Annotated in this window: 12 protein-coding genes; 11 read left to right on the forward strand and 1 reads right to left on the reverse strand. The window is 47.0% G+C overall.

Annotated elements, in window-relative coordinates; translation table 11 throughout:
• Window positions 1-627: 627 nt before the first annotated feature.
• The 4 genes from SGRA_RS09205 to SGRA_RS09220 all read left to right on the forward strand — a co-directional run bounded on the left by SGRA_RS09205 (window position 628) and on the right by SGRA_RS09220 (window position 4073).
• Window positions 628-1278: an SOS response-associated peptidase gene (locus tag SGRA_RS09205; RefSeq protein WP_015692390.1), complete on the forward strand. Its 651-nt coding sequence runs from the start codon at window positions 628-630 to the stop codon at window positions 1276-1278.
• A gap of 58 nt (window positions 1279-1336) precedes the next feature.
• Entirely contained in the window at window positions 1337-2182 is an 846-nt protein-coding gene (locus tag SGRA_RS09210) for a transketolase (RefSeq protein WP_015692391.1), read from the forward strand.
• A 37-nt stretch (window positions 2183-2219) separates the two neighbouring features.
• Window positions 2220-3173: a transketolase family protein gene (locus SGRA_RS09215; RefSeq protein ID WP_015692392.1), complete on the forward strand. Its 954-nt coding sequence runs from the start codon at window positions 2220-2222 to the stop codon at window positions 3171-3173.
• A 102-nt stretch (window positions 3174-3275) separates the two neighbouring features.
• Complete coding sequence (locus SGRA_RS09220) at window positions 3276-4073, forward strand: M48 family metalloprotease (protein WP_015692393.1); 798 nt, start codon at window positions 3276-3278, stop codon at window positions 4071-4073.
• Window positions 4074-4326: 253 nt separating this feature from the next.
• Here the strand turns inward: SGRA_RS09220 and SGRA_RS09230 are convergent, their stop codons facing one another.
• Window positions 4327-5376 carry an arginase family protein gene (locus SGRA_RS09230; RefSeq protein WP_015692395.1) on the reverse strand — a complete coding sequence of 350 codons (1050 nt, stop codon included), beginning with the start codon at window positions 5374-5376 and terminating at the stop codon, window positions 4327-4329.
• Window positions 5377-5653: 277 nt separating this feature from the next.
• Between SGRA_RS09230 and SGRA_RS09235 the strand changes: the two genes are divergently transcribed.
• The 7 genes from SGRA_RS09235 (at window position 5654) to SGRA_RS09265 (ending at window position 12498) form a co-directional block, all read left to right on the forward strand.
• Complete coding sequence (locus SGRA_RS09235; RefSeq protein WP_015692396.1) at window positions 5654-6883, forward strand: Glu/Leu/Phe/Val dehydrogenase dimerization domain-containing protein; 1230 nt, start codon at window positions 5654-5656, stop codon at window positions 6881-6883.
• A 183-nt stretch (window positions 6884-7066) separates the two neighbouring features.
• On the forward strand, window positions 7067-8839 hold the full coding sequence (locus SGRA_RS09240) for an OmpA family protein (protein WP_015692397.1): 1773 nt from the start codon (window positions 7067-7069) through the stop codon (window positions 8837-8839).
• Between the two features lie 294 nt (window positions 8840-9133).
• Entirely contained in the window at window positions 9134-10231 is a 1098-nt protein-coding gene (locus SGRA_RS09245; RefSeq protein ID WP_015692398.1) for a Nif3-like dinuclear metal center hexameric protein, read from the forward strand.
• Between the two features lie 2 nt (window positions 10232-10233).
• Window positions 10234-11004 (forward strand): zinc ribbon domain-containing protein, encoded by a 771-nt coding sequence (locus SGRA_RS09250; protein ID WP_015692399.1) that lies wholly within the window; start codon window positions 10234-10236, stop codon window positions 11002-11004.
• 296 nt (window positions 11005-11300) lie between these two features.
• Entirely contained in the window at window positions 11301-11753 is a 453-nt protein-coding gene (locus SGRA_RS09255; protein WP_015692400.1) for a YbjN domain-containing protein, read from the forward strand.
• Window positions 11746-11973, forward strand: coding sequence for a hypothetical protein (locus SGRA_RS09260; RefSeq protein ID WP_015692401.1), 228 nt, complete (start codon window positions 11746-11748; stop codon window positions 11971-11973). Before SGRA_RS09255 ends, SGRA_RS09260 begins: the two co-directional genes overlap by 8 nt.
• 69 nt (window positions 11974-12042) lie before the next feature.
• Window positions 12043-12498 carry a DUF1622 domain-containing protein gene (locus SGRA_RS09265; RefSeq protein WP_015692402.1) on the forward strand — a complete coding sequence of 152 codons (456 nt, stop codon included), beginning with the start codon at window positions 12043-12045 and terminating at the stop codon, window positions 12496-12498.
• Window positions 12499-12501 lie beyond the last annotated feature (3 nt).

Here is a 12501-nt window from a genome sequence, read left to right on the forward strand (position 1 = left end):
TTCTTCACATTTTTTATCCACATCCAAAATTGCCATTGTGGATAAAATGTGGATAAATATGGGGGTTATGCACAATTGCCTGTGGAAAACTTATTTTTCAAAACCTTCTTAATCAGTTGTTTATGTATAGATAAAATGATATTGTTGATAAGTTTGTTAAAACAGGCCTTTTGCAGTTTGTTTTTAGCTACATTTTTTTGTTTTAAGTCTCGACTGTGGAAAAGTCCGTGGAAAAACGTGGAAAACTTTATAGATCGAGCTTTTTGCCTGTTTTTAGTCTCCTGACTGGCCCTAAAACTTAAACACTTATGTTTTTGCTTATAAAATGTAAAGTTGTAATTTATTTGATTATATTTTTAAGGCATTTAGGGGGCGGCGAAGCCGCCTGCGAGCGCAGCGAGCCCTGGCCCAGCGCTGCGCAGCCGTGGCCGCAGGCCAGACCGAAGCGGCCTTGCCGCTGAAGGGCCGAGCAGACTTGCGAGCGGCGCAGCCTAGCGGCGGCCGCCCGCCCTATTTGGGGCGGCCGCGGGCCCCAAAAAAACAGTAGAATTGTAGAAAACGGGGCCGACCTACCAATAACAGTCTAAATCGTTTATATTTGTTGGGCAAAACAAACTGACAAATAAGATGTGCGAACGTTTTTCTTTTAGTGCTGGTCGAACTCGGATGAAGCGAGTATTTAATATAGATGTAGCTGAGCCCCTACAGGCCTCCTATAATATTGGGCCGGGGAACAATGCCTATGTCTTGACGAATAAATCGACTAAACTGCAGATTTATCGCTGGGGGTTGGTGCCTAGGGGGGCCAAAGATCCGGGAATTGGTCTAAGTTTTCCGTTGGCCAAGGCAGAAGGCATAGAAAAGCGGCATTCTTTCCGTATGCCTGTTCGTCAGCATCGTTGTTTAGTTTTTGCCGATAGTTTTTACGTATGGGAAAAAAATGGACAGGCGCATCGCATTTTGCTGCCTCATCAGGAGCTCATGGCCTTTGCGGGCATTTGGGAGCATTGGGAAGGGCCCAGAGGGCAATTGTTGAAAACTTTTAGCTTGGTGACGGTGCCGGCCAACAGCGAATTGCAGGCCTTGGATCAGGAACAAATGCCCGTTCTTTTGCTAGATGGAGAAGATATGCGGCAGTGGCTGCTCGCTACAGAGCTATCGGATGCTTTGCGTTTGTTGCAGCCTTTGCCAAAGGGCATTTTGCAGCAGTACCCCATTGGGCCAGCAATAGACCAGCTAGACAATGACTTTGCCGACCTACAGCGGCCTTTGCGCTAGCCCCTCCCCTACCCTTTTATTTAGACAAACAACTCTCTCACTACATACTCAATAATTAATGGCAGATATTCAATATTTAGAGCAGATGGCCACGCAGGTCCGCCGTGATATTTTGCGGATGGTGCATGCCGTGCAAAGTGGCCACCCTGGTGGCTCTATGGGCTGTGCGGAATTCTTCACGGCTCTTTATTTCCAGCAAATGGAGCACAATACAGACTTTTCTATGGAGGGTAAAAATGAAGACCTCTTCTTTTTGTCCAATGGCCATATTTCACCTGTCTGGTATAGCGTTTTGGCGCGTTCGGGCTATTTTCCTGTAGAGGAATTGGCTACTTTTCGTCATCTCAACTGCCGTTTGCAGGGCCACCCCACCACCCATGAGGGTTTGCCAGGCATTCGGGTAGCTTCTGGTTCTTTGGGCCAAGGGCTTTCGGTAGCTTTAGGAGCGGCTTTGGCCAAAAAAATGGATGGCGACGATAAATTGGTTTATGCTCTTTGTGGGGATGGCGAATTGCAAGAAGGCCAAATTTGGGAAGCGGCGATGTTTGCGGCCCACAACAAACAAGATAACGTTATTTTGACGGTAGACTGGAACGGCCAGCAAATTGACGGCAGCAATGATGATGTTCTTAGCCTAGGCAATTTGCCCAGTAAATGGGAAAGCTTTGGCTGGAAGGTCTTGATTGGCGAAAAAGGCAATGATATGGCGGCTGTATTAGACTATTTGGCGCAGGCCAAGGCGGCTAGCGGCCAAGGCCAACCTGTGGTCCTTTTGTTGAAAACAGATATGGGACATGGCGTCGACTTTATGTCGGGCACTCATGCTTGGCATGGCAAAGCCCCTTCTGATGAACAATTGGCCAATGCTTTGGCCCAATTGCCCGAAGGACTGGGCGATTATTAACCAAATTCTAGAACCGGACTATTAATTATATATAGCTATGCTAAAAGATATTAAAAGCATCGGCAAAAAGTCGACCCGCGACGGTTTTGGCGATGGACTTCAGGCTTTGGGCCAAACGAACCCCAAGGTGGTGGGCCTTTGTGCCGATCTAATTGGCTCTTTAAAGATGAATGCCTTTATTGATGAGCATCCAGAGCGCTTTTTTCAGGTTGGAATTGCCGAGGCAAACATGATGGGCCTAGCCGCTGGTTTGGCTACCGCGGGCAAAATTCCCTATGCGGCTACTTTTGCCAACTTTGCCACTGGCCGAGTCTATGACCAAATTCGCCAGTCTATTGCTTATTCACATAAAAATGTGAAAATCTGCGCCTCACATGCAGGCCTGACCCTAGGTGAAGATGGAGCCACCCACCAAATTTTAGAAGATATTGGGCTCATGAAGATGTTGCCTGGCATGACGGTCGTTAATCCTTGCGATTATGCCCAAACCAAGGCCGCAACTATCGCTATTGCCGATCATAACGGTCCCGTTTATCTCCGTTTTGGCCGCCCAGGCTGGCCCCGATTTACCGAAGATATGCCCTTTGAGTTGGGCAAGGCTTTGGTCATGGCTGAAGGAACAGATTTGACCATTTTTGCCACTGGACATTTGGTCTGGAAGGCCGTAGAAGCCGCCAAAGCCCTAGCCGAAGAAGGCATTAGCGTCGAACTGATTAACATTCACACCATCAAACCGCTAGATGAAGAGGCCGTTTTGGCTTCTGCTGCCAAAACCAAGGCGGTGGTTACCGCCGAAGAGCATAATATCTATGGCGGTTTGGGCGAGAGTATTGCTGGCCTTTTGGCCCGAAAACTCCCTACTCCTATCGAAATGGTGGGCGTACAGGATAGCTTTGGCGAAAGCGGTACCGTGACCGAACTGATGACCAAATATGGCTTGGATGCCGTTAATGTGATTGAGGCTGCCAAAAAGGTCTTGGCCCGCAAATAATTACGGTATATTTATTGAGCTTTTCTAAGCACAATCTGAATCGATGATTGAACTCTAGCAGGGCTAGAGTTCAGTCTTTTTTTAGCCAAAAAATAACACCCTATGTACAAGCATTTTTCTTTGGCCTTGCTCTTTTTGGCCTTGCTCTTGGGTTCTTCTGCTTGCAAAAAGGACCAGGGCATCAATATCTTTACTCTAGAACAAGATAAGGAGTTTGGAGCACAGCTCAAGACCGAAATCGACGCAAATCCCGCCGAATATCCCCTGCTGCCTTATGCCGGCAATGAGGCGGCTTATCAGTATCTCTATGATATGAGAGATGAGATTTTATCTTCCGATGAACTCAATTATCGCAGCGATTTTGGCTGGGAGCTCTATATTATTCAGGATGATAATACCCTAAACGCCTTTTGTGCGCCCGGCGGCTACATTTATGTCTATACCGGATTAATTAAGTTTTTGGACCAAGCCGATGATTTGGCAGGCGTTTTGGGCCACGAAATTGCTCATGCCGATCAACGCCACTCTACCCAGCAGATGACTCAAGCCTATGGTTTAAGTACTATGCTTTCGGTCTTGGCCGGAGAGGATCCCGGTATGTTGGCCCAAATTGTGACTAACCTGACTAGCCTCAGCTTTAGCCGTAGCCACGAACGGGATGCCGATGACCATTCTGTGGATTACCTCTGCGATACCGAATATGCCTCGAATGGCGCTTCGGCTTTTTTCCAGAAATTAATTGACCAAGGCCAATCGGGCTCTACGCCTGCTTTTTTGAGCACGCACCCCAATCCCGATAACCGAGTAGAAGATATCAACGAGCGAGCTAGCGAACTGGGCTGTTCTACCACCCCTAAGGCCAATGCCGGTTATGCTGCTTTCAAAGCACTTTTGCCTTAATTTATTAATGTTTTGGGGCTGCCCCGGCCTTTGGCCGGGTCGGGCTGTCTCGCAGCTCGCAGGTCTGCTCGGCCCTGCAGCCCTGCGGGCTTTGGTCTGGCCTTCGGCCACTGCTGCCCATCCCTCAGCCGATGCGCTGGGCATTCGCCCAGCGCAAAATGGCATCGCTTCGCGATATTTTAATATAGGCCCTTCGGGCCTGTAGGAGGCCCAAGAGGAGCCCAACTTATCTAGTTGGGCTCCTCTTTTTGTGTTAAAGCTGTTGGGCGGACCAAAAAATGCGCTCCGAAATTTGGCCCTTACAAGCCAAAAGGTAATCTCTTTCGCTACAAGCAAGTAGGCGAGGGGCCTCTTCTTCTTGGCTGAGGCTAAACCACCAACGGCCAGAACGGCGAGACTGATAAAAGGAGAGGGGGAGGTTATCTTGAGGAAGCTGTAGGGCATAGCGCTGCATCTCTTGCAGGGGCGGAACCCCTTCGGCCAATCGTTCTTTGAAGGCCGAGCAAAAATACCAGCACATCTGGGCCAAGAGTTTTGCGGCTAGGGGAGCGGCCTGATAATCGGCCCTGAAGTTTTGGAGGCAGACCAACTGAATCTGGTCGGAAAGGCCAGCATAACTCATAATTTGGCAAGCCTCCTTATTGGTCCAGCCATTGGGCTCTGGAGCTTGGGGATTTAAAAAGCCATTTTGGGCCAGGCTATTGAGGCGAAAGAGTAGGAGTTGGCTTTCTCTAAAACTGGGCTCTATTTCGGAAAGCTGGCTTTGGAGCAAGCCCAGCCTTTGGGTCCAAGCGCCCGCCTCTTGCAGGCGGATCAGGCTATTTTTAGCGCAGTAGTGGCTTTGGTAGCCCAAAAAGGCCAAATGGCTAGCAATTTCTAACTCATTGAGGTAACTACTTTGGGCTTCTTGGTAAATGAGCTTTTGATCAATGATGCTAGATTTCTGGCCATTGAGCTGTTTGATTAATGTAGGAAAGGCCTGCTCTTCGGGATCGACTAGGAACAGGCAACTGTTTTGGACCAAAGGCTGCTCGAGCAGAAAAGAGAGCGCCTGCGGCTGGGGCAAATAGCCAAGGTCTAAAATGAAGGGAGCTTGGCTAGGGAAAACCGCCTGCAAAGCATAAAGTGCTTTGCGAAAACCCTCTTGTTGGGGCCGATCGCCCAGACTGAGTAAGATTAATTTGGGCGCAGCGGGCGGCTGCTCTTGGGTCCAAAAAGAAAGCGGGCGAATTTGGGCCCCCAATTGCCAATCAGAAAACTGAGCGGCATGAACGGCAGAAGGAATACAACTAGAACTAAGCATACAATTAATAAATAAGCAAATAGAAATGGGCCAAGGACAAAAACAAAAAACCGAGCGGCGGGCGGGCCTAGCGCTGTGCAGCAGTGGCCGTTAGGCCAGACCGAAGCCCGAAGGGCTGAAGGGCCGAGCAGACTTGCGAGCTGCGAAACATAGCGCCGCAGCTTTGCTGCGGAGGCCCCTAAAAAAACAAAATAAAATTAAAATATGATTAAGAATAGGAGAGGGGCGAGTTGAATACCTGTTGAAATCGTTATCTTGGCCGAAAATTTAAGAAGCTATGGAACAACTACTAAAACAGTACAAAGAGCAGACCCCCGAAATCGTTTTCGAGTGGTCTGATGCAGAAACCGAAGCTAAGGGCTGGGTCGTTATCAACTCCTTGAGAGGAGGGGCCGCAGGAGGAGGAACCCGCATGCGCAAAGGTTTGAATAAAGAAGAGGTGATCTCTTTGGCAAAAGTCATGGAGGTAAAATTTTCGGTTTGTGGACCCAATATTGGGGGGGCCAAATCGGGAATTAACTTTGATCCCAACGATCCTCGCCGAGAAGAAGTATTGAAACGTTGGTACAAGGCCGTCATTCCATTGTTGAAAAACTACTATGGAACCGGAGGCGACCTCAATGTGGATGAACTCAAAGATGTTATTCCAATTACCCAAGATTTGGGCCTTTGGCACCCCCAAGAGGGCATCGTTAATGGGCATTTGCAGCCTACAGGAGGCGAGCGCATTGCGGCTTTGGGGCAATTGCGCCTAGGGGTATCTAAAATTATTGAAGATCCGACGTATATTCCAGAAACCGAAGAAAAATTGGCCATTGCTGATATGGTGACGGGTTATGGAGTAGCTGAGGCAGTTTTTCATTATTATGACTTGTATCATGGAGAAACTGTAAAAGATAAAAAAGTAATTATTCAGGGCTGGGGGAATGTAGCCTCGGCTGCGGCCTTCTATTTTGCAAAAAATGGAGCGAAAATTGTGGGAATTATTGATGTTGCAGGTGGGGTAATTGCCCCTGAAGGATTGAGCTACGAGCAAGTAGTGGATTTGTTCCTGAACAAAAAGGGCAACAAACTGCAATCTGACCAACTAATTCCCTTTGAAGAAGCTCAAAAAGCCATTTGGGATGTTCCAGCCGATATTTTTATTCCTGGAGCGGCCTCAAAATTAGTGACCGCAGAGCAGGTGGCGCGTCTACAGAAAGGAGGCCTTAAAGTAATGTCTTGTGGGGCTAATGTACCTTTTGTAGATGATCAGGTCTTTTTTGGACCAACTGCCAAGCAAACCGATGAAGAACTAAGCTTAATTCCTGACTTTATTGCCAACTGCGGTATGGCCAGAGTCTTTGCCTACCTGATGAAAAGCCGTGAAGCCCTAACGGATGCGGCTATTTTTGAGGACATTTCCTGGACCATTCGTCAAGCCCTAGAAGAAGTGAAGGAGCGAAACAATTCGCCATATCAGCTCTCTACTACGGCGCTTACCTTGGCTTTGGAAAAACTGACCTAACTTATTTTAACGTATAGTGGATTATACTATGTATGTTTACTTAGGGTTTTTTCTTTTATTGACTTGAAAAACAATAGAAAAACCCTAATTTTGTACACCAAATTATATTTGCTAGCAGATTTGACCCCATGCAAATCTGCTAGTTATATTACTACATCATCATTGTGGATAAAAAACACGTATATGCAAATTACTAAACACCTCATGAAAGGAGCCTTGGCCCTTGCCTTATCTTTTGGGGCTTGGACTCCGTCTCAGGGGCAAATATCTGTTAACCCGACAGATGACCAATTTGTCTCTAAAAAATATGAAAGCCAACATGCTGAATGGAAGAAAGGCGAAAGCCAGTTCCCCGGTCGTCCAAGAGACATGTGGCAGCTAGGCGTAGGCGCTGGTAGCTTTCTCATTAGCGGCGATGTTCAATCTCAGTTTGGCTGGGGCGCTAGCGTTCATGTTCGCAAATCTTTGGGCTATGTGATGTCGCTAAAGGCCGAGTATATGTTTGGCCAAGCTAGCGGACTCAACTATCAGGCTTCTAGCCAAAACTCTTATCAAGATATTGAGCCTTTTACTACGCAGTATGCTGGCCCAAATACTCTTTTTTATGCCAACTATAAGATTCCGCAATATCATGCGCTTTCTTTGCAGTCGGTCTTCAACTTGAACAATATCAAGTTTCATAAGAAGAGTAATAAGTGGAGCCTTAACTTGATTCTTGGTTTGGGCGTAAATATGTATCGTACAACCACAAATGCCCTAGATGCAAACGGCAATGCCTATGACTTTAGCCGAGTAGCCTTAGACGCCAACGGCGATCCTATCGACTTGTCTACGCTTTCGGGCCGCCGTGAGGTACGTAACAACATCAAAGGTATCCTAGATGATGATTACGAAACTTCTGCCCAACAGAATAGCAATAACATCTTTACTTTTGGTGAAGATGGTAAGAAAATGGCCGTAAATCCCTTTATGAATGTGGGACTTAGCCTAGAGTATCTCATTACGCCTCGCCTTTCTTTGGCCCTAGAACATCAAGGATTTATTTCTGTAGATGACTATATCGATGCCAAACAGAAAAACGAAACCGGTGACTTTACCTCAAATATTGATATTCCTCACTACACTTCTATCCGCCTAGGTTTCCACCTCGGCAAAAAAGATAAACGCATTCAGCCGCTTTGGTTTGTCAACCCCTTGGTCTATCCTATGTCTGATGTGGCCGACCTAAAGAAGAAGCTAGATGACGACCTCTTTAAGGATGATGATAATGATGGTGTACCCAACAAAATTGATGAGGAACCCGATACCCCCGAAAATGCGATCGTAGATACTAAGGGCCGTACCATGGACTCTGATGGCGATGAGGTGCCCGATCATCTCGATAAAGAACCTTTCTCGCCTCCCGGATATAAGGTGGATGAAGACGGTGTAGCCGCTGTTCCAAAACCCCTTACTCCCGAAGATATTAAGGTGGTGGGCGATAACGAACGCCTCGTTATTGGCGACGAAACTTTTGATCCCCTCGGTGGTGGCGGAAAAGGCATGCTCAACGATTGGTATTTGCCTATGATCCACTTTGATCTCGATAAGTATAAGTTGCGCCCCGAATCTTATGAGCAACTCCGCCATATCGCTCGCGTGATGCAGGCTTATCCCGATCTCAAAGTCGTGGTGCACGGCCATACCGATGTCCGCGCTAGCGATGAGTACAATGACCGCCTATCTTATAACCGCGCCATGACTGCTATTGATTATATTGTAAACCAATACGAAATCGATCGCAGCCGCTTTATCGCTAAGTTCAACGGAGAGGCCTCTAACTTGATCCCCTCTGCCGCTGGCGAGCAAGAGCACTTCATGAACCGCCGTGTAGAATTCTACATCGCTGAAGATGGCGAAACAGAAGGAGCCAAGCCTGAAGGCGATGGCGGACGCAATCGCAACTGGAAGTACTAGACTGTTCTAGTGGTTTTGGGGCGTTACTCCTTACAGTCGTCGAACTGCGGCTTGCAGCCTTGTTGTCTGCCTACGGCAGGCGCTACGTTACAGGGCTCGCAGGTCTGCTCGGCCCTTCGCCAGCTTCGCTGGCTCGGTCTGGCCTTCGGCCACCCTTGCACATCGCTAGGCCAATAAGCCCTTCGGGCTTTTAGGGCCAGTTTCCCCAAAATCATTTTCCGAATATCCCAAAAAGGGTAGCAGCTCGCTGTTACCCTTTTTGCTGTTTATTGAATTGATGCAAAATTATCATTTATGAAAATTGCCGAAATTGTCCAATTCCTAGAAGAAGTAGCTCCGCTTTCTTATCAAGAGTCTTACGATAATGCGGGCCTTATTTTGGGCCAAAAAAACTGGGATTGTACGGGCGCTATTCTTTGCCTCGATAGCCTAGAAGAGGTAGTCGATGAGGCTATCGCTAAGGGCTGCAACCTAATTATCGCTCATCACCCTATTGTGTTTTTTGGCCTCAAAAAAATCAATGGGAAAAACTACATTGAGCGCATTTTGATTAAGGCCATTAAGGCCGATATTGCCATTTATGCTTCGCATACCAACTTAGATAGTGTGCTTAGACAGGGCGTAAATACCAAAATTGCCGAAAAATTGGGCCTTCAAAATCTCCGCATTTTATCGCCCAAAAAAGGCTTGTTGCTCAAGTTACAGACCTATGTGCCCAGCCAAAATTTAGAGGCGGTCCGAGAGGCGCTTTTTGCTGCCGGAGCTGGCCAAATTGGCAACTATAGCGAATGCAGCTTTGAGCAAAAAGGCCAAGGTAGCTTTAAGGGTAATGCCCAGAGCCAGCCGCATTTGGGCCAAAAAGAACAACGGCATTATGAAGCCGAACATAAATTAGAAGTCATTTTGCCTAAGCAGATTCAGCATAAGGTGTTGGCGGCCCTAAAGAAGGCCCACCCCTATGAGGAAGTCGCCTACGAACTCATTGCCCTAGAAAACGCCCATCAGGAAGTGGGCATTGGAGTAGTGGGAGAGCTGCCCGAGGCCCAAGATAGCCTCGACTTTCTGAAGTCCTTGAAGCAAAAGATGGCTACCGATTGTGTAAAATATACCCATATTCATCAGCCTAAGGTCCAGCGCATTGCCATCTGTGGCGGAGCGGGCAGCTTTCTGCTTGGGGCCGCAAAAGGCGCTGGGGCAGATGTATTTGTTACCGCTGATTATAAATATCATGAGTTTTTTGATGCCGATGGCCAACTAATTATAGCCGATTTGGGCCATTATGAGTCCGAGCAGTTTACAATTGAACTGTTTTATGAGTTAATCAGCCAAAAATTTCCTAACTTTACGGTTCACAAAACGACCGTACGTACTAATCCTGTAAATTATTTATAAGCATGGCCAAGAAAAAGACTGTTAACGTCCCTGTAGAAGAAAAACTACAGTATCTATTTGAACTGCAGGAACTAGACTCTAAACTGCACGATATTGAGCGTCTAAAAGGTGAGCTCCCTATGGAGGTGAGTGAGCTAGAGGATGAAATCGTGGGCCTAGAAACTCGTGTCAATAAATTGAGCGAGGATATCAAAGCTACGGAGCTAAAAATTAGCAAGCACCAAAATACAATCAAAGAAGCTGAGGTTCTTATTGAAAAGTATGGACAGCAGCAAGAAAATGTAAACAATAACCGAGAGTATGATGCCCTCAGCCGAGAGATTGAGTTGCAGAAGTTGGACATTCAGTTGTCTAATAAGCGCATCAAGGAGGCTAAGGTCCAGCTCTCTAACCAAAAGATTACCCTAGAGGCGGCCCAAAAGCGTTTCGAATTGAAGAAAGATGCTTTGGACCGTAAGCAGGCCGAATTGGAGAAGATTATTGTAAAGACCGAGAAAGAAGAAAAAACTTTGGATCGTAAGATTCAGCGGGCGCGCAAAAAGGTAGAAGAGCGATTGCTCAAAGCCTATGACCGTATCCGTGGCGCTTATAAAAACAAATTGGCGGTAGTTACCGTAGAGCGTAATTCTTGTGGCGGTTGCTTTAATCATATTCCCCCTCAAACACAGCTCGAAATCAATCAGCGCAAACGGATTATTATCTGTGAGCACTGTGGTCGTGTATTGGTAGACCGTGTGATGGCGGGTGTAGAAACCGTAGAAGAGGAAGATTAGCGCTTTTGGTCTTTAAGCAAAAGAGCTTGTTCAAATTGAACAAGCTCTTTTGCGTTTAGGGAAGGCGGCGAAGCCGCCGCCAAGGCGCGAAGCGCCTCGGCTGAGGGATGGATAGCAGTGGCCGCAGGCCAGACCTAGCCGCCTTTGGCGGCGCAGGGCCGAGCAGACTTGCGAGCTGCGGCACAGCCCGACCCGCCCGCAGGGCGGGGCAGCCCCAAAAAAATAAAAAATCATGGAAGAGGCATAAAAAAAGGCCTATCTTTGTGCCCCATTCATCATTGTAAAAAATAATGCAGATGCAAAATATTGAAGAAACCTACAAGTTGATTGAAGGTGCTTTGGAAAAATTGGGTTTGGAGCCTGAAAAATGCAAGGGAAAAGAGGCGGGGTCTTGGACCATTGCCCGCGAGCAGCAAGAAATTTGGATTGACTGCTGGGAAATTGAAGAGAATGAGCATAAGGATACTTACTTTCAGGTACTTACGCCCATTTTGCAAATTCCAGCCGAGATGACCGTACCTTTTTATCGGGAGGTGTTGGAGTTTAACTATAATATGTATGGGATGGCTTTTGGTATTTTTAAGGACCTTTTGGCCATTAAGAGCATTCGGGAAGTGCGTGGTTTGGATGAAAGCGAGGTGATTGCCACGATTAGCCGAGCTTGGGTTTATGCCACCGACATTAAGCCCCAATTGATGGATAAATATTTTGATGTAAACCCAGGAGCAGCCCCCGATCAACATGTCTAAGTATAAAACAAGCTGCCTAGCAGCACTGAAAGATTTTGTAGAAGAAAAGAGCAATGAGGCGAAAATGGAGCTTTATATGGCCTATGAAGAGCTAGAAGATCCTGCAGACAGAAGCGCCCAACTAGGGGAGGAGCTGCATGCCGTTTTGCGTCAAATCATAGAAGACAACAAGCATCCAGATGATTATTTGGATAGTTTGAAGCCGCGTTTTTTTATGTGATTTGGGCTAGAGAACTTGATTCTTCAGATGTCTTATTTTGATCATAAATCATCAATTGCTAGACGACTTATGAAAAATAAATCTTTTTGGGGACTGCTCCTTTTGTTGGTCTTCCCTGCATTTCTTTGGGCTAGCCCAGAGGCCGAAAGCCATCATCCGACTTTGATGCTTACTGTTTTTGAATGGCTAGAGCGCATTGCGGATATTGTGGGGATTGCCATTTTGGCCATTGGCTTTTTGCGGGGCTTTCTGCTCTTTTTACAGCTAGAGTGGGACCGTTTGCGGGGCCAAAAAGAAGCCTCCGAAATTTTTGCGCTTCGGAATGTATTGGGGAGCTATATTATAATTGCCCTAGATTTTTTGATCGTTTCGGATATTGTGCATTCGGTGGTGAGTCCAGAGCTTGATGAGCTCTTTAATTTGGGGATTATTGTGGTCCTCAGAACGGCTATTGGTCACTTTTTGGGTAAAGAGCTGCAAGAATTGCGGCATGAACTCAAGGAAGAAGAGGAGCATCCGGTATAGGGA

The organism is Saprospira grandis str. Lewin (genome assembly GCF_000250635.1).
Taxonomy (GTDB): domain Bacteria; phylum Bacteroidota; class Bacteroidia; order Chitinophagales; family Saprospiraceae; genus Saprospira; species Saprospira grandis.